The 23,635-nt window shown below is 60.4% G+C and carries 16 protein-coding genes, 1 tRNA gene, 1 other RNA gene and 1 pseudogene; 5 read left to right on the forward strand and 14 right to left on the reverse strand.

Annotated features, from left to right (window positions below):
* Positions 1-84 precede the first annotated feature (84 nt).
* The gene (locus ACWICV_RS15735) at positions 85-1,215 is read left to right on the forward strand and encodes a ferrochelatase (protein WP_454091308.1); all 1,131 of its coding nucleotides are present in this window, start codon (positions 85-87) and stop codon (positions 1,213-1,215) included.
* 231 nt (positions 1,216-1,446) lie between these two features.
* Here the strand turns inward: ACWICV_RS15735 and ACWICV_RS15740 are convergent, their stop codons facing one another.
* The 4 genes from ACWICV_RS15740 to ACWICV_RS15755 form a co-directional block, all read right to left on the reverse strand.
* Entirely contained in the window at positions 1,447-1,827 is a 381-nt protein-coding gene (locus ACWICV_RS15740) for a twin-arginine translocase TatA/TatE family subunit (RefSeq protein WP_286134254.1), read from the reverse strand.
* Between the two features lie 160 nt (positions 1,828-1,987).
* On the reverse strand, positions 1,988-3,388 hold the full coding sequence (locus tag ACWICV_RS15745) for an LCP family protein (protein WP_454091309.1): 1,401 nt from the start codon (positions 3,386-3,388) through the stop codon (positions 1,988-1,990).
* A 167-nt stretch (positions 3,389-3,555) separates the two neighbouring features.
* Positions 3,556-4,449, reverse strand: a complete 894-nt coding sequence (locus tag ACWICV_RS15750) for a LysR family transcriptional regulator (protein ID WP_332730626.1) — start codon at positions 4,447-4,449, stop codon at positions 3,556-3,558.
* A 310-nt stretch (positions 4,450-4,759) separates the two neighbouring features.
* Positions 4,760-6,184, reverse strand: coding sequence for a CitMHS family transporter (locus ACWICV_RS15755; RefSeq protein WP_454091310.1), 1,425 nt, complete (start codon positions 6,182-6,184; stop codon positions 4,760-4,762).
* Between the two features lie 186 nt (positions 6,185-6,370).
* Here ACWICV_RS15755 and ACWICV_RS15760 point away from each other — a divergent pair, with 186 nt between their 5' ends.
* Both ACWICV_RS15760 and ACWICV_RS15765 read left to right on the forward strand, forming a co-directional pair.
* Entirely contained in the window at positions 6,371-8,065 is a 1,695-nt protein-coding gene (locus tag ACWICV_RS15760) for a sensor histidine kinase (protein ID WP_400291178.1), read from the forward strand.
* On the forward strand, positions 8,062-8,733 hold the full coding sequence (locus tag ACWICV_RS15765) for a response regulator (protein ID WP_105657990.1): 672 nt from the start codon (positions 8,062-8,064) through the stop codon (positions 8,731-8,733). Before ACWICV_RS15760 ends, ACWICV_RS15765 begins: the two co-directional genes overlap by 4 nt.
* A 12-nt stretch (positions 8,734-8,745) precedes the next feature.
* Here the strand turns inward: ACWICV_RS15765 and ACWICV_RS15770 are convergent, their stop codons facing one another.
* The gene (locus tag ACWICV_RS15770) at positions 8,746-9,501 is read right to left on the reverse strand and encodes a phosphotransferase (RefSeq protein WP_402473686.1); all 756 of its coding nucleotides are present in this window, start codon (positions 9,499-9,501) and stop codon (positions 8,746-8,748) included.
* 139 nt (positions 9,502-9,640) lie between these two features.
* On the opposite strand from ACWICV_RS15770, the gene ACWICV_RS15775 reads away from it, so the two are divergent.
* The gene (locus ACWICV_RS15775) at positions 9,641-11,248 is read left to right on the forward strand and encodes an alkaline phosphatase D family protein (protein WP_454091311.1); all 1,608 of its coding nucleotides are present in this window, start codon (positions 9,641-9,643) and stop codon (positions 11,246-11,248) included.
* A gap of 71 nt (positions 11,249-11,319) precedes the next feature.
* Here ACWICV_RS15775 and ACWICV_RS15780 read toward each other — a convergent pair whose 3' ends face one another.
* The 9 genes and pseudogenes from ACWICV_RS15780 to ACWICV_RS15820 all read right to left on the reverse strand — a co-directional run bounded on the left by ACWICV_RS15780 (position 11,320) and on the right by ACWICV_RS15820 (position 23,385).
* A complete protein-coding gene (locus ACWICV_RS15780) occupies positions 11,320-12,606 on the reverse strand; it encodes an aspartate kinase (RefSeq protein WP_105657993.1) in 1,287 nt (428 codons plus the stop codon).
* A gap of 181 nt (positions 12,607-12,787) precedes the next feature.
* Complete coding sequence (locus tag ACWICV_RS15785) at positions 12,788-13,339, reverse strand: hypothetical protein (protein ID WP_402473685.1); 552 nt, start codon at positions 13,337-13,339, stop codon at positions 12,788-12,790.
* Positions 13,340-13,754: 415 nt separating this feature from the next.
* Complete coding sequence (locus tag ACWICV_RS15790; protein WP_400291186.1) at positions 13,755-14,231, reverse strand: MarR family winged helix-turn-helix transcriptional regulator; 477 nt, start codon at positions 14,229-14,231, stop codon at positions 13,755-13,757.
* 8 nt (positions 14,232-14,239) lie between these two features.
* The gene (locus ACWICV_RS15795) at positions 14,240-15,862 is read right to left on the reverse strand and encodes an MFS transporter (protein ID WP_454091312.1); all 1,623 of its coding nucleotides are present in this window, start codon (positions 15,860-15,862) and stop codon (positions 14,240-14,242) included.
* Between the two features lie 409 nt (positions 15,863-16,271).
* Positions 16,272-16,862 (reverse strand): annotated as a pseudogene (gene recR / locus ACWICV_RS15800) (recombination mediator RecR); the annotation flags it as partial.
* Positions 16,863-16,952: 90 nt separating this feature from the next.
* Positions 16,953-20,582: a DNA polymerase III subunit gamma and tau gene (locus ACWICV_RS15805; RefSeq protein ID WP_454091313.1), complete on the reverse strand. Its 3,630-nt coding sequence runs from the start codon at positions 20,580-20,582 to the stop codon at positions 16,953-16,955.
* A gap of 12 nt (positions 20,583-20,594) precedes the next feature.
* Positions 20,595-21,512 carry a tRNA glutamyl-Q(34) synthetase GluQRS gene (gene gluQRS / locus ACWICV_RS15810; RefSeq protein WP_454091314.1) on the reverse strand — a complete coding sequence of 306 codons (918 nt, stop codon included), beginning with the start codon at positions 21,510-21,512 and terminating at the stop codon, positions 20,595-20,597.
* 28 nt (positions 21,513-21,540) lie between these two features.
* Positions 21,541-21,637, reverse strand: an RNA gene (gene ffs / locus ACWICV_RS15815) — signal recognition particle sRNA small type.
* Between the two features lie 107 nt (positions 21,638-21,744).
* Complete coding sequence (locus ACWICV_RS15820; protein ID WP_454091315.1) at positions 21,745-23,385, reverse strand: DUF222 domain-containing protein; 1,641 nt, start codon at positions 23,383-23,385, stop codon at positions 21,745-21,747.
* Positions 23,386-23,474: 89 nt separating this feature from the next.
* Between ACWICV_RS15820 and ACWICV_RS15825 the strand changes: the two genes are divergently transcribed.
* Positions 23,475-23,559 (forward strand) — tRNA-Ser (locus ACWICV_RS15825).
* Positions 23,560-23,635: the final 76 nt, after the last annotated feature.

Consider the following 23,635-nt stretch of genomic DNA (forward strand, 5'->3'; position numbering starts at 1 on the left):
TCTAGATAATTGCTTGCGACTGCCGGCTCCGGGGAATTTTGCCCATGGCGGCAGTTGCCCGAGAAGAAAGCGTGGACGATCCCGATGGGAAACATGCAGGTAGCGCCGTTTGATGCAGTTGTGCTGATGTCCTTTGGCGGGCCGGAAAAGCCCGAAGATGTCCTGCCTTTCCTGCAAAACGTTACCCGGGGACGAGGGATTCCGGACGAGCGCCTTGAAGAGGTGGGCGAGCACTACTACATGTTCGGCGGAAAATCTCCGATCAATGAGCAGAACCAGGCTTTGCAGCAAGCCGTCCAAGAGGAATTCGCAGCCCGCGGCATCGATACGCCGCTGCTTTGGGGGAACCGGAATTGGGAACCGTACCTCACCGAAGTGGTCGGAAACCATGCGCGCAGGCACGGCTCGAGAAGGTTCCTGGCCATCGATACGTCGGCCTACTCCTCATATTCCTCGTGCCGGCAATACCGCGAGGATTTCGCCGGAACTGTGGCGGCACTGCAAGAAGAGGGCCTCGAGGTGGTGATCGATAAAGTCCGGCAGTACTACAATCATCCGGGATTCGCTCATGCGCAGTTGGACTGCGTGCGGAAGGGATTGAAGGAATTCAAGCAGCTCGTCGGCGGCCTGGACCGCAACCGGCACAAGATCCTATATGTCACCCATTCGATCCCTACTGCGATGCAAGAATCATCGCAGAAGTTCACCGCCGGCTACCAGCGGCAGCATGAGGAGCTCATGGCCTGGATTGGCGGGGAACTAGCTGGTGAGGAGCAGCTGGATGCCGAACTGGTGTACTGCTCCCGTTCTGGATCCATGCACACTCCCTGGTTGGAACCGGACATCAATGACCGCATGCGCGAGCTTGCGGAAACTGGAATTGAGGGCGTTCTGGTTGTACCCCTCGGATTCGTTTCGGACCACATGGAGGTCAAATTCGATCTGGATACCGAAGCGGCAGATACCGCGCGCGAGTTGGGGATGGCGTTTCTCCGTGCCGGCAGTGTTGGCACCTCACCGTCGTTTGTCAGCGGCTTGGTCGATCTGGTCCTGGAACGGGCAGCGCAAGTGCGTGGCGAGCAGCCGGAGTCATCGACCATCGCCGGAAGCAAAGCGCTGGGCCCGGGCAGTGGCGCCTGCTCCCTGAATTGCTGTGAAGGCACTACTAGGAAAAATACCGTTCCGAATTGGAGCGCCGGCGTGCCTACAGGCTAGGCCGGCAGCAGGCTGGTGGCCGATCCCGGGAATCCTTTTTCGGCCGGCCATCACGGTTGGCCGACGAATCAGCGAAGCTGGACCGGTTGCGGATAGATGCCGGAATCCGTGCGATCCGGATGAAGGAACCGGGTGGAGCTTTGGGGACTGCGATGAATGAATTCTGTCCACCGGATCCGTATTCACTGCTCGCGCGGTCAGCGGACACTTGCGGCAAGGAGCAGGGGCGTCCTAAGTGCTTTCGTCGTCAAAAGGGGCCGGACCGGAGGGTTCTGGCGGTGATGATGAACTCCTGGTCTCGGGTCCCCTTGAGCGGGCAGAATCCGGGAATCCTTGGGCAGGCGGCTCTTCGAGTTGATCTCGCAGCGCTTCGCTGATGATCCTTCGAGGATCATATTGCCGCGGATCGAACTTCTTCAGATCCATGTCCGCGAAATCCTCGCCAAGCTCCTCGCGGAGTTGTTCCTGGGCACCAGAGGCGAGTCGGCGCAACTCGCGAATCAGCGTGGCTAGTTTCCTTGCGTAGTCGGGCAATTTTTCAGGTCCGAGCAGCACGGCCGCCAAAATGGCCAGCACGATGAATTCATTGCCATTGATGCCTGCAATGCTCACTGTGAATCACCTCGCTGCGAGGGACGCGGTCAAACGGAATTGGCAGGTGCAGCCCAGCCGGAATACGAAGGCCAACAGCCGCGGGCAAACGGAGATTCGCCTGGCAGCCATCGCGGCATGGCAGGATTTTCCGGTGGCGCGGCCTGCCCTTGGGGCCGGCTCAGCCGCAGAGTTTCTGGTCTGCTTTGCGGCTGTTCACCTTGACAGGCTGCTTTTCTGGCCGCCCCAGGTTTTGGTAATCCTGGCCCAGGATCAATTCGATGCTTTCGACATCGGCGACTGTTGCCTCGATGTCGAGATCGACTGCTTTGGCGAATGCGTCGGCTGTTTTCCTGGCTGCATCAGTATCCGGAATCAGCAGCCGTGTTTGCGCCTGCAAGGACGCCGCGGTAGTGATTGAAGTGACGGTGAAGCCTTGCTCCGTGGCTTCGTTGGCGAATTTGCCGGCCAGTCCGCTCACTCGCGCTGCGTTGGCTATGCTGACAGGCAGCTGCCGGGCGGAGGCTTTCGCCGTGGCAGTTTCTCCTGCATCCGATTCGGAGCCGGATTCGGACTCGGAATCCGGATTCACCTGGATGTCTTGCTTGATGCGTTCAAAGATGAGGGTCGCGTCCGGAGCCGGGACCACCCGGTTGGCGTTTGATGGTGCAGGCTGGGTCGGCATGGTCATGAAGGTGATCTTGTCCGTGGGAACGTCCTTGACCCGCGCAGCCAATCCTGCAAGTTCCGGTAGCGAACTCAGTTCCGGGTCCACGGTCATCGAGGAGGTAATCGCGTCAAGGAAAGAGTAGAGCCGGTCCGGGCGTGCGAGAACTTCCTTGCTGGTGGCACGCTGGACTATTGCGGACATGACCTTCTGCTGGTTTCCGAGCCGAGCGAGGTCGCTTCCATCGCCAACGGCATGGCGGGTCCTGGCCAGGGCAAGCGCATCGGTTCCGTCCAGCTCCTGCAGCCCGGCTGGAAGATCCAGGTTTGCTTTTGGATCGGTCATTGGCTGGGCCAGGCACACGCTGACCCCGTCGAGTGCGTCGATGATTGAAATGAATCCCTCGAAATCCACCTCAATGAAGTGGTTCAGGTGAACCCCGGTGAGCGCTTCCACCGCGGCGACAGAGCATGCGGGACCGTAATTCAGCGCAGAATTGATCATGCCGTATCCTCCGGCATAAGCGCCGGACCCGGTATCCGCGCAGGCCGGGCGCTGCAATACGGTATCGCGTGGGATCTGGACCGCCTCGATGCGCTCGTTGCCTGGCGACAAGTGGACAAGCAGCATGGAATCGCTGCGTCGGGAGCCGTTATCCGTGCCGAAGCCGGTGGAGCTGAAATCCCGGCTATCGGAACCGAGCACCAGCAGATTCAGGCCTTCGCTGGAGTCCGGGACATCCGCTTCAGACGCCCTGAGCGCCGAGACGGAAATATTCCCCTGCAGGCGCAGGAAGGCAATGCTGGTCGGCACCACTACTGTCAGCACCAGCGCCGCTGCAATGATGGCAGCTACCCGGCGCCGCGGCCGTTTTGAACTACGCCTGGCAGAGGAAGGTGTTCGCTGGGAATTCACGATCTTGCTCTCCTTGGTAGGACCATGGCCGGATTACCCATCAAGCTGACCACGTGGAACGCCGCTGGAACCAATAGCATGGTTGATTAGAGCCATGCATGCGGCGCATGAAAGGCCGATTTCGCGCGCAGGTTCGGGAGAGCGGAAACCGCCTGGAGATCTCTGTCTCAGAGGTATTCGAGGAATTCGCCCAGCGCCGGATTACGGTATTCTTCGCGGCGGTAGATGACGCCCAGGGGCCTGCTGGCTGGCAAGCTCAGCGGGACCTGCTTGCCGCCGAAGATCACGGCGGTGCTGGCCATGATCCGTGGAACCAAGGTGATGCCGCCGGCGGCGATGCCCAGATGGACCAATGCGTCGCGTTGCGTTGTGGTGATGAGCCGCGGAGCGGTGGCCTTCAAGCTCCGGTAAACTTCGTCGGTGATCTTGCGAATCGAGGTGCCCTGGGGGAGGGTGGCCAGAGTCAGGGAATTGAGCAATTCAGGGCTTAGCCCAGTGTCCGGGTCCACCTCGGTATCCTCGGATACGACGGCCGAGAATTGCTGATCGCGCAGGGATTTGCCGATGAGGTCCGCGGGGATGCGCTCGTTCACGCCAAAAGCCACATCGGCACGATTCAGGCGAAGCGCATCGGCAAGCTGCTCGTCGTCCTCCACGCTCAGGATCTCTATCCGGACACCGGGGTGCTGGCGATGGAAGGGGCCGATGTACTCGGGCATGATTCCTCCAACCAGGGAGGGCAACCCCGCGATGCGCAGGGATCCGGTGGCCAATGCACGCGTGGAGGAGGCGATGGTTCCGATCGCGGCGACTTCACGCAGTGCCCGGCGGCCGGCAGGAATGATGCTCCGGCCAACCTCGGTCAGCACCATGTCCCTTCCAGCGGCCCGGAACACGGGCATGCCAAGAGTGCGCTCCAACGCGCTAATGCGCCGGGACAAGGAGGGCTGGGAGATGCCAAGGATATCCGCGGCGGCGGTGAAGGAACCATAGTCCACAATCATGACAACCGCTTCGAGCTGGGCTAGGGAGATGCTGTTGTCCAGAGGTTCTCTTTCCATGCGCTGGAGCCTTCCTTTGCGTCGGGAGAAGACGGTCGAATTCGCGGTGTGGCCCAGTGGCGTGTCCATCCGGTCCAGGGGAAGCACACGCTGTGCACGTCTTGCCCTGCCTCCAGTTTTTCACGGGAAACTGTGCTTGCTGAACCGGCGCCCTGTGCAGATGGTCAATGCTCGAATAGCTGCATGCGGCAGCCTCCGGCGGGCTGCCAACAGGGTCAGCCCGGGTTAAACACCGGACTCCGTGCCACCCGCTTGGAAATGTCCGGGTGGCACGGAGCCTGGCTGACGACGGACCTTTGGTCCTGGGGCGTTAGCCCATGTGGATGACACCAAGGAGCATGCCCGAAGCGAGCATGACCAAGGAGACCACCAACGCACGCCACAGCACCTTCTTGTGGTGATCGCCCAAGTCCACACGAGAGAGCGACACCAGCAACAAGATGGCTGGAACGAGCGGAGACTGCATGTGCACTGGCTGTCCGGTGATGGAGGCGCGAGCCATATCCACCGCTGGTACACCGAAATGCGCGCCGGCTTCGGCGAGAACTGGCAAGACGCCGAAGTAGAAGGCGTCATTGCTCATCAGGAAGGTAGCTGGAATCGAAATCAGCCCGGTCAGTACTGCCATGTATGGACCCATGGAGGTAGGAATGACATCCACCAGCCACTGGCTCATGGCATCAACCATGCCGGTGCCGGAGAGCACGCCGGTGAGCACTGCCGCGGCGAGCACCATGGAGACCACGGCAATGATTTCGCTGGAGTGCGCGGCGATCATCTTCACCTGGTCGGAGACCTTGGGGAAGTTGACGATCAAGGCGATCGCGGTACCCACCATGAACAGGTAGGGCAACGGAGTGACATCGACTACCAGCAGCACCATGATGGCGACGGTCAGTGACAGGTTGAAGTAGAAGGTCTTGGGGCGCAGGGTCTCGCGATCCGGATCCAGGACGGTGCCGTCCAAGGTGGAAGCTTCGGTGCCATCGCCCTTGCGAGCCACGGATTCCAGTACGGCCAGGTTGCCTCCGGCAGGGGAAGTGCCAGCAGGGCTCTTTCCTCCGGTTGGGGTGGAAACGTTGCCGCCACCGAGTTCGGTGCCCCAGATTTCCGGACGCTCGCGCTGCAAGCGGCGGCGTTCGGATACGCCCATCTGCCATGCGAACAGGGCAATGACAATGAGGGAAATTCCCAGCGCAGGGAGCATCGGCACGAAGATTTCCGAGGCGTCAACGCCAAGTGCCGCTGCCGCGCGGGCCGTTGGGCCGCCCCAGGGAACGATGTTCAGCGTGCCATTGGTCAGGCCTGCAACGCAGGTCAGGACCACTGGGCTCATGCCCAGGCGCTGGTAGATCGGCAGCAGAGCCGCGGTAACCACAATGAAGGTGGTCGAGCCATCGCCATCGAGGGAAATTACGCCGGTGAGCAGCGAAGTGCCCATGACGACCTTGGCGGGGTCGTTGCCCACTAGCTTCTGGATGCCGGAGACCAATCGGTCGAACAAGCCGACGTCGATCATGATGCCGAAGTACATGATGGCGAACATCAGCAGGGCTGCGGTACTGGACATGTCCTTGACCGCGTCCATGACCATGTCGCCAAGGCCGAATCCAGCACCGGTGAACAAGCCGAAGATGGTTGGAACCAGAATCAATGCCAGCAGCGGCGTCATGCGTTTTGTCATGATCAGCACCATGAAGGTGGCGACCATGAGGAATCCGAGTGCAACGAGCATTGACCCGACCTCCATTTCAGTGTGAGTGAATCCTTAGTCCCCACAAGCTAGGAGGGGCACCCATTCAAGGTACGTGTCGGTGCTCACTTTGCGCGTCTTGTGCTTATTGTTGAAGGCTTAAGTTCTTTGCCAACTTTTTGCTCATTAAAATCACGAGAGTGGAAAGATGGGTTTATGCTGGGTGGCATGTTCCGTTCTGGCGCCGGCACCCGGCATTTCGCATCACGCATCATGCGACTTCAATTCCTGGTCGTAGGTGTTCTGATTGTTCTCGTTACCGCCGGAACGCTTTTCGCCAGCTATGACCGCGTCTATTCGAAAGCCGAGGATACCTCGCTGACCATAGCTCGTTCGGTGGCCGTCTTGCCGGAAGTAGTTGAGCAGGTCTCGCACTATGCAAAGCTGGACGAGCTGGATGCCAAGGCGCTCGCCGATGGAAAACTGCAGCAACTGGCAAACGCTGTCATTGGGCAAGAGCAAGCGTATTTCGTGGTGATTACCGAGGACCGCGGACTGCGCTTGAGCCATCCGAACCCCGAGGAACTGGGCCAAATGGTTTCTACTGACCCGGTGGCGCTGGAAGGCATTGAAGCGGTCTCCCGGGAACACGGAACCCTTGGTGAATCGGTGCGCGCCAAGGTCCCGGTCTACAGTACCGCGGGTGCGGTCATCGGAGAGGTTTCCGTGGGCGTGACCACTGACTCCTTGACCGGGGCACTGCTTGGGTCCTTCGCCTGGATTGTATTGTTTGCGGCGATTTGCGCAGCCTTGGCAGTGCTTGCCGGACGAGTCACCGTACGCCGTTTGAAGCGCCAGACCCTTGGGCTGGAACCGGCCGAAATTGCCCAGCTTGTCAGGGACCAGCAGGCCGTGCTCTACGGTGTTACCGAAGGTGTCATGGGCATTGGCGCCGATAGCCGGATTACCGTGCGCAACAGGGCCGCCAGGCAATTGCTGGGACTGCCGCACCGCACCGAATTGGAGGACGTGGTCGGCCGCCACTTTGAATCCGCTGGTTTGGATCACCGGCTGGTCAGGGCGATCAAGGAATGCGACCCGGCACCGGTGCGCTTTGCGGCCAATGGCAACTCGCTCATAGCCCGCGTGACCAAGGTCGACCGTGACGGAGTGGACCTCGGACTGGTCGTGCTGCTCCATGATGTCACCACCCTTGAAGCGTTGGGAACCAAACTCGATGCAGTCCAGGACATGGCCGATGCGCTGCGCGCCCAGCGCCATGAATTCGCCAACCGAATGCACGCAGTCCTCGGGCTGATCAACTTGGGCAAGATCGAACAGGCAGAAGACTACCTGCGTGAGGTGATGGAATCCGGGCCGAAGATCGCTCGGGTTCCCGGGCTGGAGGCCATCCAGGACGCTTACCTCTCGGCGTTTATTTCGGCGAAGGCGGTGCGCGCCCACGAACAAGGCATAGAACTGAGAGTGTCTGCCCAATCCATGCTTTTCGGACACATCGCCTCGGCCCACGATGCCCAAGACGCCACCGCAGTCCTGGGGAATCTGCTGGATAACGCCTTCACGGCAGCTCTTTGCACAGATGCAGAACCCTGGGTGGAAATCGACTTGCTCTCCGAAGGGAACACCTTGCACATCGCCGTGGCCGATTCTGGACCCGGCATTACCACCGACGAGGATATCTTCGCCCGGGACGTCAGCACCGGGTCACATCTGGGTGGCGATCATGGCCATGGCGTCGGATTGCCGCTGATCAGACGGCTCGCCCAAGCCCGCAGCGGGGACGTCTGGATAGCGGACCGCGGGACGGATGGTTCCGGGGCAGTTATCGCAGCAAGATTGCCGGCGGTACTGGTGGAGCCAGCCAATACGGAAAACGACGAGATTGAAGGAGCGCAACATTGAGCGAGAATTCCAGCGGCAACTACCGGGTGCTAATTGTCGATGACGATTTCCGGGTAGGAGAGCTGCACGCTGAGATGGTCAACGCCATCCCCGGGTTCCAGGCCCTGGAGCCTGTGCAGGATCCGCGTGTTGTGCCCAAAATGGTGCAGAGCCTGAAACCTGATTTGGTATTGCTGGATCTCTACCTGCCGCATGTCAGTGGAATCGAGCTGTTGAGAGAACTCGATGTTGATGCGATCATGATTTCCGCGGCGATTGAACCGAAGAATATTGACAAAGCGCTGCGCTCGGGCGCACTGGCGTTCATCATCAAGCCCTTTGAGGCCAAGACCCTGGCCGCCAAGCTCAAAGGCTGGGCTCGCTATCGTCGCCAATTGACCGGGACCGCGGAGTTCAACCAGCAGGGCGTGGACCGGTTGTACCGGGCGCTTCAAGGGGGCGAAGAAACCAACGCATCGGTGGGTGCCGCCCCCACCGAGCAGGCAGTTCTTTCCTGCGTCAAGGATGCTACCGAACCCATGAGCGTCGCCGAGGTCGCGGAGGCAATTGGGGTTGCCCGTGCGACAGCGCAACGGTATTTGGCGGCGCTGGTGGCCAATGAATCCCTGGAGCTGCAGCTTGGATACGGAACTCGTGGCCGTCCCGAGCACCGTTACGTGGCACGCTAGCGGCTCGGCCTCCTAGGTTGCGTCCCAGACCTTTCGGTAGAACGACACCTTCCGCTCATCGGGTTCGATTCCGTACCCGGCGTAGACATGCTGTTCGAAACCAGGCCCGTAATTCCACTCGGTGCTCCATGCGGCAACGGCGAGATCCGCCCAGCGGTCTCCGACACCCAATTTCCCCATATCCACATGCGCGCTGAAATCATGGCTATCGGTGATGATCGTGTTGGGCAGGCAAGCATCGCCATGGCAGACCACAAGATCAAGCTCCGGGATTTCAGCCAGCAAAGCAGCTTGCTCCTGGGCAGGCAGGTGCTGGATGCGGGATTCCAGATCCCAGCTGAAGGGGCACTGGTCGACCGGCAGCCGATCGTGCAGGTGGCGCAGACCGGCGCCCACTGCATACGCGGATCGCGCCGGATCGCTTTTGCCAAGCTCGCTGACTGCACTGTGCCCGGGCAATGCTGCCGTGACGAGCAGCTGGCCGTCAGCATGCTGTCCGCAGCTGAGCACTTCGGGGACTCTGATGAATTCTCCCGCCCACCGCATGCGCAGGGCTTCAGCCAGGAGATCGCCGTCCTCTGCGGGAGGGCATCCCGGCGACCACTTGGCGAAGCGCATCTGCTCGCCCTGTCCAATCCGGTATGTTATCCCGCCTAATGCGTTCTGCCAGATACCCTCGATTTCCGCCTGGCCGGCTGCAGTGCGCGCAGCCGGAGGAATTGGGTGGCCAGCGGACGGCGGGCCAGAAATGACTTGAGGTGAACTCATTTTTCCAGTCTGCCAGTAATGGGCGTGCTTTGGAGTTCAGGATCTCTGGATTCGTGGCGTGGACTGGACACGAATGATTTCTCTTGGTGTTCATCTGGGCTCAAGGAAATGGCTGATCAAGTCGTGAACACTGAATCCCATGAATAATATTTCGCGACGCAAATTGCTCACCGGCGCCATTGGCGCAGGTGCATTGACCTTGGTTGGGCCCACTGGAGCAGCGCTGGCTTCCAGCAGTCCCCGACTCGTGCGTTCCCGCCTGGGATTGACCAGCGGATTTTCCATGGGGGATGTCTCTGCCAGCAATGCCGTACTCTGGGCTCGCAGCTCCGGGGAAGGCCGCTTGCGCGCGCAGCTGCGTGCGGTGGACGAAGCAGGGGAAATCATCCGCGGCCGTGGATCCTTCGCCAAGACTTTGCGCGGTGCCTACGCCCGCGAGGCCACTGACTACACTGCAAAGATCAATGCCGAGCATCTGCCTGCCGGTACCCGTTTCGCAGTCAGCATCGGTTTCGAGGACGATAACGGCACCCTTGGCGAGACTCAGAACGGCTGGTTCAGCACCGCACCGGCGTTGACCGGTCGCCGCAACCACGACGCCTCCCGTGCCCAGAGTTTTGTGTGGTCCGGCGACACCGCTGGCCAGGGCTGGGGCATCAACGAAGAAATCGGTGGCATGCGCGCCTACGCGGCCATGCATGCAACCAAGCCGGACTTCTTCGTGCACAGCGGCGACACCATCTACGCCGACGGTCCGATTGCCGCAGAAGTTGTGGAACCGGACGGCCAGATCTGGCGCAACTTGGTCACCGAGGAAGTCTCCAAGGTGGCCGAGACCCTGGCCGAGTACCGTGGGCGGCACCGCTACAACCTGATGGACCACAATGTGCGTGCCATGTATTCAGAGGTTCCGGTGATTGCCCAGTGGGATGATCACGAGACCCATAACAACTGGTGGCCGGGTGAGGTCCTCGAAGATGAGCGCTACACGGTGCGCGATATCAACACCCTTGCCGCCCGTGGCCGCCAGGCCTGGCAGGAATACCAGCCGATCGCCGACCCGCGCGCCATGCGCGCAGGCACCGGATTCGAGGCGGCACGCATCTACCGCAAAATCTCGCGTGGTCCAGCAATGGACCTGTTCGCATTGGACATGCGCAGCTACAAGTCCGAGAACACCACCGGAATGGAACAGAAGTCCACTTCAATTCTCGGCGAAGAGCAGCTGAATTGGCTAGTCGATTCCTTGGCCAAGTCCAAGGCAACTTGGAAAGTCATTCTCAACGACCTGCCGCTGGGCATCATTGTTCCGGACGGCAAGGCGCAGGAATCAATTTCCAACGCAGACCACGGCGCACCACTAGGCCGCGAGCTGGAACTTGCCCGCCTGCTCAAGGCCATCAAGGACCGCGGCATCAAGAATGTCGTCTTCCTGACCGCGGATGTGCACTATTGCGCGGCGCACCACTACTCTCCAGAGCGTGCAGCCTTCAGCGAGTTCAATGAGTTCTGGGAATTCGTGGCCGGTCCAGTCAATGCCGGTTCTTTCGGGCCGAACCAAATGGATGGCACTTTCGGTCCACGCGTGGACTTCTCGCTGGCTGGCACCACCAACCAGTCGCCGCGCGATGGCAAGGGCCAGTTCTTCGGCCACGTCGACCTCGATGAGCAGGACCTGTTCACCGTCACGCTGCGCAATGGCTTGGGCGAAATCGTCTATACCAAGACACTGGAACCGAATAAATAGCAGTTAATAGGGAGAACGCCTGCGAAACAGTAATTGTTTCGCAGGCGTTCTCCCTATCAGCTTGGCGGCGCTTAGCGGCCGGTGCCGCCGTAGACGGTGGCTTCCACATCGGTATCCAGATCGAACGCGGTGTGGATAGCGCGTACTGCATCGTTGAGCTTGTCGGCGTCGGTGACCACGGAGATGCGGATCTCTGAAGTGGAGATCATGTCCACGTTCACGCCCGCGCGGTGCAAGGCCTCGAAGAAGGTGAAGGAGACTCCTGGATTCGAGCGCATTCCGGCACCGATCAACGAGAGCTTGCCAACCTCGTCATTGTGCTCGATTTCCTCGAAACCGATCTCCGGCTTCGCGGTGTTCAGTGCTTCAAGCACATGCTTGGTCTCGGTCATCGGCAGGGTGAAGGAGATATCGGTGGCACCCGAACCGCGCGTCGAGATGTTCTGCACAATCATGTCGATATTGGCCTGCGCAGCGGCGATAACGCCGAAAATCTGTGCTGCTTTACCGGGGATATCCGGTACGCCAATGATGGTGACCTTGGCTTCGGAGTGGTCGTGGGCGACACCTGAGATGATTGGCTGTTCCAAGGGTTCTCCCTCTTGAATTTTGATTTTGTCTTCGGGATCCGGGAGCACCCAGGTGCCCTCGTTGGTGCTGAATGAAGAGCGCACGTGCAGCGGCACGCCGAAACGGCGGGCGTATTCCACGCAACGCAGGTGCAAGATCTTCGAGCCGCTGGCGGCCATTTCCAGCATTTCTTCACTGGTGATCTTCTCGATCTTCTTGGCCGAGGCGACCACGCGCGGGTCGGCGGTGTAGATGCCGTCCACGTCGGTGTAGATTTCGCAGACATCGGCGCCCAGAGCTGCGGCCAGCGCGACGGCGGTGGTATCCGAGCCGCCACGGCCCATGGTGGTGATGTTCTTGGATTCCTTGCTCATGCCCTGGAACCCAGCGACGATGGCGATGAATCCGCGGTCGATAGCACGGCGTACGCGCTGTGGGGAGACCTCCATGATGCGGGCTTTGCCGTGGGTCGAGTCGGTGATCAATCCTGCCTGCGAGCCGGTGAATGAAGCGGCCTGCTCGCCGAGCTGGTTGATCGCCATCGCCAGCAGCGACATCGAGATGCGTTCGCCAGCGGAGAGCAACATGTCCATCTCGCGGGCTGGTGCATCATCGGTAAGCTGGCCTGCCAGGTCTAGCAAGTCATCGGTGGTGTCGCCCATTGCGGAAACAACGACAACGACGTCATGGCCCTTGGACTTAGTATCAATAATTCGGCGCGCTACACGCTTGATGCCTTCGGCATCTGAAACGGAAGAACCGCCAAACTTTTGAACAATTAGGCCCATGGGCACTCACTCCACCTGTTGAAAGCTGTGCCTCGCCGCCGGTGCTTTTTGATGGAACTGTGGCGCGAGACATCTACCAGATAAATATTGTGACAGCTACGGGGCGACATGTCCTAGTTGTGAAGGTAACCATTGGTCATATTGCCTAGGAACCTCAATGCAGGTTGTTGAAAAACACTGGCTACCCCTTGAATTCAGCCAAAATTTGTCGCCAAAAGCTCTTCCATCCAGACACCTGTTCAGGTGTTCCAGCCTTAGTAATGTTTATGGCAACCGAGGATTTTCCACCTTTGAGGCCAATGTCTACCTGTGTCTTGGTGCCGTCGCTGAAATCAGCTCGCCAATAGCGCCATCGCTCTGAGCCGCTGGTGCGTGCAGGTTCGGAAAGCTGGTGGCCGTTGAACTCCTGGCGCCCCTGGACGCAGGCGATCCAGCGTTCCAGCGCGGTATCCAAATCAGCATCGATGGTGCTGCTCACCGAACCTTGGAAGGTGCCGTCTTGGGATTGGCCGGGCAGGCGTCGGCCAATGTGCTGCTCATAGGCTACAGCCACGGATTGAGCCCACCAGCCCGGAGTATCGACGGTTGGGGGCATGTGGGTGAAAGCCAGTTCGGCTATCTGCTTGTGCGTAAGTTGATCGGCTCCGCCAGCGCGCAGTTTGGCGCACCACTGATCCCATTCAATGCCGGTGGCCTTGGCGATGGCCGGGAGGTTGCTGCTTTTTGTTGCCATGAGGACAGTCTAGGGCGGACTTGGAGCTGTCGGTACTCCGAAGCGATGCGCCGGGCCCGCAGGAGCCTGCCGCTTTTCTGCGGGTCCTGCATCAGCGGAAGCAGCCTCTGAATCCATTCGTTCTGCGTCATGTCGCGCAGGCCCGCGGCATCCATGATGCCTGCCCATTCCTTCCACTCTTGAACCAGTGCGGATTTCGATTTTCCCTGACCTGCCCAGTGAAGTGCTCATGTGCCGAAACCTGGCAAGCTCCAACAACAAGGTGGCCGCGGCGCCGCTGTCTGGCGCCGGGGAATGGGCCGTGAGCGAGGGCGCTGTGCGAAGCCGTGAACTGCCGGTGCATGTAGTGGGCTTTAAAAGCCCCTGGCCGGTATTCTCGGTAATTCCGAGAAGACCGGCCAGGGATTGGACTGCTTTAGAGGGACTTGATTTCCAAATTCAATCGGCTCAGGAGGTCGATGAGTGCCGACAGATCCTCATTGTCCCAATTGGTCATGCGCGAGCGGAGCTCTGTACGCCACCCTTGGAAGCATTCATGCCACCTTTCAACCGCAAGCTCGGTAGGCAGGATGTGGAACACCCTCCGGTCTTCCGGGTCGACTTCACGCTTGACCAGCGCCAGCTGTTCCAGCTTGGTGATCATGCGCGATAGCGCAGCTTTATCGACCAGCAAGTGTTCGCAGATTTCAGACTGGGTGATGCGTTGGCTGCGCAGAATCATCCCGAGCACGGGCAGGTATCCCGGGGTGAGTCGGCTGTCGAGCCGAGTGGCCAGTTCCCGCTTGGCACGCGTCGTCAGCGCGATCAGTGAAAATAATTCCTGTTCGGCTGACGCATAGAGATCGGGGCGTTGAGTGGCGGGAACGTCTTCGGCTTTGCTTGAAACCTGCACCGGATCTCCTAGTTGCCAGCTGGCGTTTCTGCCTTGGCTGCGTCCTGGTCCTCAGCAGCCAGCTCCTGCATGCGTTCACTTGCAGTCTGGGTCTTCAGCGACTGGTTGGGGATCAGGCAGACAGCCACGACGATGAGCAGCGACAGCGGAGCGGCAATGGTGAACAGCGAAGGCACTGCGTCGCCGTAGATGGACTCGAAGATCACGCGGACCGGTTCAGGCATCGCTGCAACTGAAGGCAGGGTGCCCGATCCCAATGCTGCGGTCAGCTCCTTGGCTTGGTCGCCCAGGGAAGCCAGGGCTGCGGCCAAATCGGATTGCCGGTCGGCGATCATGTTCGGCACAGTGGTCGCCAGTATGGCGCCCAGGCCTGCGGTACCTGCAGTGCCGCCCAAGGTGCGGAAGAAGTTCACGGCCGAGGAGGCTACACCTAGTTCCTTGACGTGGACCGAGTTCTGCACCACCAGCACCATGTTCTGCATGACAAGGCCCATGCCGGCGCCGAGGATGAACATGTAGGCGGCGACCAACGCGTAGTTGGTGTCGTAGTGGATGGTTCCCAGCAGGAACAGCCCAACGACGATCAGCACCGAACCGGTGACTACCAGTGCCTTCCACTTGCCGGTGCGCGAGATTATCGCACCGCCGATGGTGGAGATGACCAGCAGGCCGCCCATCAGCGGGAAGGTCATCAGGCCGGCCATGGTGGCTGATGCGCCACGGGCCATGATCATGTACTGGCTGAGGAACACCGAGGTGCCGAACATCGAAACGCCAACGGCCAGCGATGCGATGACCGCGAAGGTGAAGGTGCGGTTCTTGAACAGGCCCAGGCTCAGCAGCGGCTCGGAGGACTTGGCTTCGACCAGAATGAACAGCGCCAGCAGGATTACCGCACCGGCAATCATCAGGTAGCTGGTCGTCGAGGCCCACTCGAACTGCGAGCCGCCCAGCGACATCCAGATCAGCAGCAGCGAGACGCCGGAGGAAAGCAGGACGATGCCCCAGTAGTCGATCTTGACCTTGCGCTTGGCCATGGCCGGAAGGTGCAAGGTGCGCTGGATCAGGATGACCGCAGCGATGGCGAAAGGCAGGGCGATGAAGAAGTTCCAGCGCCAGTTGATGGTGTCAGTAACGAAGCCGCCGATCAGCGGGCCGCCCACGGTGCCAACGGCCATGACAGCGCCGAACAGGCCCATGTATTTGCCGCGTTCGCGGGGGGAGAGGAAATCGGCCATGACGATCTGCGCCAAGGCGCCAACGCCGCCACCGGCCAGGCCCTGGACGACGCGCATGGTGATCAGGAAGCTGGTGTCCTGCGAGAAACCTGCGGCGGCCGAGGCCAGCACGAAGATGCCGAGCGAGATCTGCAGCAGCAGTTTGCGGTTGCCCAGGTCGGCGAGCTTGCCCCAGATCGGAGTGGAGATGGTGGTCGCCAACAAGGTGGCGGTGACCACCCAGGTGTAGGCGGTCTGGCTGCCGTTGAGATCGGAGACGATCACTGGCAGCGAGCTGGAAACGACGGTGCTGGCCAAGATGGATACGAACATGCCCATCAAAATGCCCGTGAGGGCAGTGAGGATTTCGCGGTGAGTCATCTTGGGCTTGGCGACCGGTGCGGTTGCGGTCATGGAAGCTCCAAAAATTTAGGGTCAGGCATAGAGGGCCTGAATGGTTGATTGATATCAACTATACGGCGATAGTTGACTATTATCAACTAAGCGTGTTTCACCCCACATCACCGTGCTGGCATAGAAAAACGCCCTGCGCTCAAGCCGGCGAACCGGAAGAGTGCAGAGCGTTCCAAGGCAACCAGGACTACTGGCTGCGACGGTTATCCATCTCGGGAACTACCGGATGCGAAGGCCCTTCGCCAGCGTTGCTGGAAGCAACCGGCGCACCGCCAACGTGCAGCAGGCGAGGTTCGGATAGCTGGGCTTTCGGCTTTTCTGCAGGTTCTCCGGACTGATCTTGCGGCGCCTGCTCCTCGGATCCCTGCTTCTCGGACTTGGCGCGGGCCGGACCCGGCGCGGTGCGGCCGGCAGCGCGACGTCCCTCGAAAGCGCGGGCCAGGGTCACTTCATCGGCGTATTCCAGATCGCCGCCCACCGGCAGGCCGGAAGCCAGCCGGGTGATGTGGATGCCCAAAGGGGCTAGCGCGCGCACCAGGTACACGGCGGTGGCTTCGCCCTCGAGATTCGGGTCGGTGGCCAGGATCAGTTCGGTGATCGAGTCATCGGCCAAGCGGGTTACCAGCTCGCGGATGTGCAGCTGTTCCGGGCCAATGCCTGCCAGCGGATTAATGGAACCGCCGAGCACGTGGTACTTGCCGGAGAACGCCCGGGTGCGCTCAATGGCCAGGACGTCCTTGGACTCCTCCACGATGCAGATCTTGGTGCCATCACGGCGTTCATCGCGGCAAATGGCGCAGGTTTCCTGCTCCGAGATGTTGAAGCAGATCTCGCAGAACTTCACCTTTTCCTTGACCAGCTGGATCGAGGCGGCGAGCCGGGTCATGTCCTCGGCATCGGCGTCTAGAATGTGGAAAGCAATGCGCTGAGCCGACTTCGGGCCGATGCCAGGCAAGCGACCGAGCTCGTCGATCAGTTCCTGTACAGCACCTTCGTACACGTGCGCCTACTTTCTAGCTTGCTTCAATACCGTGAAATTGTTCCGTGGTACACCCTAGTGTCTCACTCCGACAGTTCGCCGTGGTGCCGGCTACAAGCTTCGTTTGATTTCCACTACATTCCCGTTGACGTCGCGCTGCTCGATGACCATGCCGCCGAGCAGGCGTTCCACGGCTGGAACACCGATCAGTGCCGAATCCTCGACCTCGATATCATCGTCGCTCGGGACAAATTCCTCGGGCTCTTGCACCGGAGCAGGCGCGGGAGCCGAAGCAGGACCGCCCCAGCCGCGCGCCGCCTGGGCAGGCGCCGGCGCACTGGGTGCGTTCTTCGCCTGGTCCATCAGCTGCTGGTATCGGCTCATGCGGCCTGAGACCGCCGGTGCCGAGTCCGCAGGATCCGGTGCCGGTTCAGCCTGTGGAGCGCCCCATCCCGGAGCGGATTCAGGGGCCGGCTGCGGAGCTGCCGGGGTTTGCAGCGGTGCGGCCGGCTCCTGGCGAGGCTGTTCCTGATGCTGGGGGCGGACCTGCGGCTGCGTTTGGGCAGTCCGCGGCGCCGGGGCTTCCGGAACCGATGGAGCTGATGGCGCCATAGCTTGTGGAGCCTGCTGCTCGGATTCGCCAACCGCTAGATTCCCGAAGGAATCGGTGGTGCTTTCCGGGTGCAACGGGGTCGAAGAAACCGGACGTGCAATGTTCGGAACACCGCCCTCAGCCTGGCGCGCCGTCATGCCAGCAGTCATCCGGGGCTTGGGAGCCACCGGAGGCCCACCGAAACTCCGTGGTGCACTAGCCGCCGGCGCTGGCGCTGCCGGGGTCGGCTGCGGAGCCACGGCCGGGACCGGAGCCTGTTGCTGCGGCTGCACCTGCTGCGCTTCCGGAACAGAACCAGCTGGCACGTAGTACGGGTCATCTGGGAACGGTGGCTCGTCGAAGTAGGGTTCATCCGCTGGAGGCGGGACGTCATCGTAGGAGCTGTCGTACCCGTCATGGGCGCGGGGTGCAGGCGCGACTGGTGCCGAGCTTGGCACAGCGGATACCGGACGCTGCTGCGGTGCCGGAGCGGCAGCTTGGGCCCGTGCCGCAGCGCGCGCGGCCGCCCCAGCAGAACTTACAGCCTTGGTGAACTTAGTTGGTGCTGGGGTTGGCGCCGGGATTGGCCGGCGCTCACCTTTTGGGGAACCACCACCGTTGGGGTTGGAGCCGCCTTCGGTGAGGACCACTTCGATCGGTGCACCGGTGACCTGGGACAGAACCCCGGTCAGCGTGTTCATCAGATCCGGCCGGTTGCGCAGATTCACGATTGGGCCAGTATTGCTGAACGCCAAGGTGAGGGTGCGGCCATCGAAGCCTGCCACAGAGCCATAGGTGGCAACCATGGAATGCAGGACGCGCGAGCTGCCCTGCAACTGCTGCAAGATCGTTGGCCACGCTTGCTGGAACATCGCCACCGGTGAGCCGGTGTCCTGTGGTGCTGGCTGGCTCTGCGGCATCCCGCTAGGGGCACCATGTTGAGGTTGCTGAGCACCCTGTTGTTGCTGTTGCTGTTGCTGTTGCTGTTGCTGTTGCGGTGTTTGAGCGCGTTGGGCTTGTTCTTGTGCGGCGCGCTGTTGTGCTTCGCGTTCAGCTTGTTCGCGTTGGGCTTGTTCTTGTGCGGCGCGCTGTTGTGCTTCGCGTTCAGCTTGTTCGCGTTGGGTTTGTTCTTGTGCGGCGCGCTGTTGTGCTTCGCGTTCAGCTTGTTCGCGTTGGGCTTGTTCTTGCGCCTGGTGGGCAGCATGGCGCTGGGCATCCACGCCAGCCTGGCTAGCTTCTGGTGCCTGTTGCGGCTGTGCCGACTGCGGTGCTTGTGGTGTTCGGTTGGCAGCCGCACGACGTGCGAATTCGGCCATGGCAGGATTTTGCTTCACGTCATCAATGGAGACCCCGGTGCCGAATGACAGGTCTTCACCGCTGGAAGGATCAGGGACCAAGCTGAATGGTGCCACACCTTCCGGACGAGCTGCCGGAATACTCGGACCAGGCTGCACCTCGGTGGTCACCGAGTAATTTTCGCCCTTTGGACCCCAAGTTGCGCCCCAGTCAGCGGCTTCGCCAGTGTTCAGCGACGCTGCCGCGCCTGGATCCAGCGGAGCATTTGGATCATCATCATGTGGCTGTGGCTGTGGCTGTGGCTGTGGCTGTGGCTGTGATGGCGCGGACTGCTGGGGATGTGTTTCCTGCGGGGCAGGTACTGGCTGTGGAGTCTCTTGAGGCTGCTCGGTGCGCTGAGCTTGAACTGGTTCTGCGTGCTGCGCGGGCTGCTGCATTTGCGCTGGAGCCTCGGGAGCCTGCGGTTGAGGCTGGGCATGATTTGGCTGAACCTGTGGGGCCTGTTCGCCAGCCACTGGTTCGCCCTGTGCTTCAGCCGGTTCGGGTGCACCGTCACGACGGGATTTGGCGGCGGCCAGGGCTTCGCGTACTGCGGCAGCACCCTGACGCGCGGCGCCCGGGTTAGGAGTGGCGTTCATTGAGGCACCAGCACTTGCAGCGTCGTTCTCATCAAGCGCAGGCAGCGCTCCACCGGTCATCGCATGGCGCTCCAACCGATCCAGCCGAGCGGCAAAAGCGCTGTCGGAATTCTGCGAACCGGGCAGCATCAAGCGCGCGGCCAGCAATTCCAGGTGCAGACGAGGCGAAGTTGCGCCGGTCATCTCGCTCAGGGCCTTGTTGGTGACATCGGCCCATCGCGATAGTTCGCCTGCACCGACCAAGCCAGCTTGCAAGCGAAGGGATTCAAGCTGGTCTTCTGGTACGCCGCGCAAGATCTTCTCAAGGCCTTCTGGCATGGCCTTGGCGATGATCAGATCGCGGAAGCGCTCCAGCACATCTTCAACAAAGCGCCGGGGATCCAGACCGGTCTGGATGATGCGGTCAATCGCACCGAACAGACCAGCGCCATCGGATTCGTGCAGCGACAAGGTGACCTCATCGAGCAGTGTCGAGTGGGTATAGCCCAGCAGTGCAATGGCCGTCTCGTAATCCAGGTTGCCATCGCGGGCACCAGCGATCAGCTGATCCAGCACCGAAAGGGTGTCGCGGACCGACCCGCCGCCAGCACGGATCACCAGTGGCAGTACGCCTTCGGCTACCGCGACGCTTTCGCGTTCGCAGAGCACTTGCAGGTACGCCAGCAATGCCTCTGGCGGAACCAGGCGGAATGGGTAGTGGTGGGTACGCGAGCGGATGGTTCCGATGACCTTTTCCGGCTCGGTAGTCGCGAAGATGAATTTGATGTGCGCCGGTGGCTCTTCAACGATCTTCAGCAAGGCATTGAAGCCTGCCGCCGTGACCATGTGGGCCTCATCGATGATGAAGATCTTGTAGCGGTCGCGAGTCGGCGCGAAGGTTGCGCGCTCGCGCAGATCGCGGGCATCATCGACGCCGCCATGGCTGGCTGCGTCAATCTCGATGACATCCAGCGAACCCGGGCCACCATTGGCAAGGTCCACGCAGCTTGGGCAGGTGCCGCAAGGAACGGGCGTAGGGCCCTGCTCGCAGTTCAAGCAACGGGCCAAAATGCGGGCAGAAGTCGTCTTGCCGCAACCGCGCGGACCGGAGAATAGGTAGGCGTGGTTGACGCGGTTCTTCTCCAGCGCCGTCATCAAGGGCGCAGTAACGTGCTCCTGGCCGATAACGTCGCCAAACGTATCGGGACGATATCTGCGATATAGCGCTGTACTCACACCGGTTCCCTATCAGTTGCCTGATGCTTTAGGCATCAGCTGTTGGACAATATTCAATGGTTCGACGGTCCACGGTTCACGTGGCAGATTCGCCGGATCGAAAGCTTCCAGGGCTGCCTGCAAACTTGCGCTGGGCAAGCCCAATGACTCTAGCAAAATCGCCACAACGTTGGCTGGATGCACACCTTGTTCGGTGATCTCTTCGAGTGTTACTGCACCGTCGCGTTTAGCCAAGCGCTGGCCCTTGGTGTTCAGTGCCAGCGGTACGTGCGCGTAGGCCGGGACCGTGTAGCCCAGTAGCGTTGCCAGATAGGCCTGCCGCGGCGCAGAAGAGAGCAAATCATCTCCGCGCACGACCTGGTCGATGCCTGAGAACGCATCGTCGACGACAACCGCAAGGTTGTAGGCGGGAGCTCCATCGTTGCGGATCAGGACGAAATCATCTACCGCACCGGTGTAATCGCCGAATAGTTCGTCATGAACAGAAAATTCGTTCACTTCTGAACGCAGTCGCAAGGCGGCTGGACGGTTCTGTGCTTTAGCCGAGCGTTCGCTGGCGCTCAGATCGCGGCAGGTTCCCGGGTAGGCGCCGGGCGCAGCATGCGGAGCACTTCCGGCTTCGGCGATGTCCTTGCGCGAGCAGAAGCATTCATAGACCAAGCCGCGGGCCTTGAGCCGCTCAACGGCCTGGAGATAAATCGGAAGGCGGTCGGACTGTCGGAGGATTTCGCCGTTGAAATCAAGGCCCAAGGACGATAATTCAGCAATTTGGGTGGCTTCGGCGCCGGAACGAACACGATCCAAGTCTTCAATGCGCAGTAGGAATTTGCGTTGCGAGGAGCGGGCGAAAAGCCAAGCGAGGATGGCCGTGCGCAAATTGCCAAGGTGGAGTGGCCCCGAAGGGCTAGGGGCGAAACGGCCAGCGCCCACGTGGACTCCATTCGGCTTGCGTAAGAAAGTAAAAGACCCCTCATGCACCTGCCAGAGCCCATCTACCCTTGCTACCTTCCGGTCCTGGGGGAGTTCAACAGGATGACACCACACGAGGGGTCACCAAAAATACTACCCGAGGTTGGCGCTTGGATGAAAATCGGCAGGCGTGCGCTTGCTCTCAGCTTGCAAATCATGGCTCAGAGATCTTGACCAAAAATGCTGTTCGTCCTCAGCCGGTCGCTTCTTCAGGCGGTTCTAGCCACCCAAGTACGCGTCGAACGCGGTCATTGAGCTGGACGGTAGGCAACATGGGCGTCTGCTCCTTCTCGAAGTCGAAGTTCTGGACGCTGGTGACGCTGCCGGGAAGCTCAACACAAATCATGCCGTTGGGGGAGCGCCAGTTCACTGAACCGTCCGGAAGATAGGTGGCTTGCCATCCCAGCACGTGCTTGAACATCTGATGCCGCTTGCACAATAAATGCGTATTGCTGCGCGTGGTGTGCCCGCCCTTTGCCCATGCATCGATGTGGTCAATCTCGGATGCTTCGGCGGGCCGATTGCACCCGGGGAAGCGGCAGACGATATCCCGATTTCGCAGCAGATCACGCAGCGCCTTGGACGGACGGTACTTTTCGCGGCCCACGTCTATAGCTGCCCCTGACCAAGGATCGGTGAGCACCTTGATGAAAGACGGGGCGTCTTTTGCGATTAGCAGCGCTGTCCCTACTGGGATCGGCCCGTAGCCCTCAAGGTCAGCTAGTGCGCGTTTAGGGTTGGCCAGCATTTCCAGCGCAGGAATCGTGACAGCTACACGAGCTTTGAGCGGGGTCCCTTCGGTTGCGGGCCAACCATCGAGCAACGCATCGCAAACAATGTCCAGCCGTCGTTGCTGTTCGGTCCGATTATCAGCTGGATCAACATTGCGTACGGCATGCCAATTGACCGTATTGATAATGCCCAACGCCTTTTCCACCGGCAGATGCAGCTGAATCACGCTCATTCCATTGGCCTCGTGCCAATAGGTGATCTTGCGGTCCTCCGCACCTTTCTTGTGGCGTTCTTCAATGGGCTTTGGATGCAATCGCTCACGCATTTTCCTGGCACGTAGGGCTATCGCGGAGTCAGCGGCCTGCCGCGCTATCGGCAGCAAGGTTCGTTGCATTAGTGCCACGTCCTCGGGTGCCAGATCCTGAGAGTGCTTGACGATCTCCTGCGCGGATCTGGTCGTGATCTCACCGACGCTCAGGGCGTCCAAAGTGTCTGCGCAAAGATGGCGCAGTCCTTCGGCGAAGAACAACTTGTCCTGGACTTTCTTTTCCGAGGAGCGCATTGCCACCGATGCCTCGGCAACAAAGGAAGAACGGATCAGCGACTCGTCGGAGCGATTGACACCGTAGAAGTAGGCAGAATGAGTTTCAGCTGTTTCTTCCGTTGTGCCGGGGTCATCCAGCAGCGGCTCTTGGGTTCCGTGGCTGATCGTCTCGGCGACCGAATATTCGTAGCTATCGGCCAACACCGCTGCCTCGGCAGCATCCAGCATGCTGTGCAGCCGGGCAATGGTCTTCAGCCGCTCCAGGCCCTGGGCGGATGCAGTGACCGGCGACTGGTCATAAAGGTTTATGGCGGTAGCGGCGATCTGGGTAAAGAGATTGTCTTTGTCCAGGTTCGCGGCCCAAAGACCATCGATTCCGGGGATACTCCTTGTCCCGGGCGGGCTGATAGGCAGTCGGCGAGGGTCGTCTTGGCTGTGAAATACCTCTCTTTTACTCATGTTTACAGTATTGATCCGTTCAAACGGCAGCCTTTGGAGAAAAGATCGGGATGGTGAAAAGGTGCAAAATGACCGAATTTCAGGGGTTTGACGCCTCAAGAATGAGCTGGGAAGCAACGTGGAAACGTCCGATTCGTGATTGAGCGAGAATTTAGATATGCTGGATCCTGCTCCACGGAGCAAACTGAGGAGGATTCGCCTAGCGGCCTATGGCGCACGCCTGGAACGCGTGTTGGGTTAACGCCCTCAGGGGTTCAAATCCCCTATCCTCCGCCGAATGTAATGTCCCGGCTCATCGTGAAAACGATGAGCCGGGACATTATTTTTTTGCGCTTACCGGCATTGCCAG

This window comes from Glutamicibacter sp. NPDC055354 (assembly GCF_053644955.1).

What these genes read in the sequence shown, in the direction of transcription:
- ACWICV_RS15755 (WP_454091310.1), bottom strand. Translation starts at nt 6,184, where the DNA reads ATGCTCGTTGCACTCGGATTCCTCATGGTCGCCACCTTCATGGTGCTG.
- ACWICV_RS15780 (WP_105657993.1), bottom strand. Translation starts at nt 12,606, where the DNA reads ATGGGCCTAATTGTTCAAAAGTTTGGCGGTTCTTCCGTTTCAGATGCC.
- ACWICV_RS15775 (WP_454091311.1), top strand. Translation starts at nt 9,641, where the DNA reads ATGAATAATATTTCGCGACGCAAATTGCTCACCGGCGCCATTGGCGCA.
- ACWICV_RS15760 (WP_400291178.1), top strand. Translation starts at nt 6,371, where the DNA reads ATGTTCCGTTCTGGCGCCGGCACCCGGCATTTCGCATCACGCATCATG.
- ACWICV_RS15795 (WP_454091312.1), bottom strand. Translation starts at nt 15,862, where the DNA reads ATGACCGCAACCGCACCGGTCGCCAAGCCCAAGATGACTCACCGCGAA.
- ACWICV_RS15770 (WP_402473686.1), bottom strand. Translation starts at nt 9,501, where the DNA reads ATGAGTTCACCTCAAGTCATTTCTGGCCCGCCGTCCGCTGGCCACCCA.
- ACWICV_RS15750 (WP_332730626.1), bottom strand. Translation starts at nt 4,449, where the DNA reads ATGGAAAGAGAACCTCTGGACAACAGCATCTCCCTAGCCCAGCTCGAA.
- ACWICV_RS15785 (WP_402473685.1), bottom strand. Translation starts at nt 13,339, where the DNA reads ATGGCAACAAAAAGCAGCAACCTCCCGGCCATCGCCAAGGCCACCGGC.
- ACWICV_RS15735 (WP_454091308.1), top strand. Translation starts at nt 85, where the DNA reads ATGGGAAACATGCAGGTAGCGCCGTTTGATGCAGTTGTGCTGATGTCC.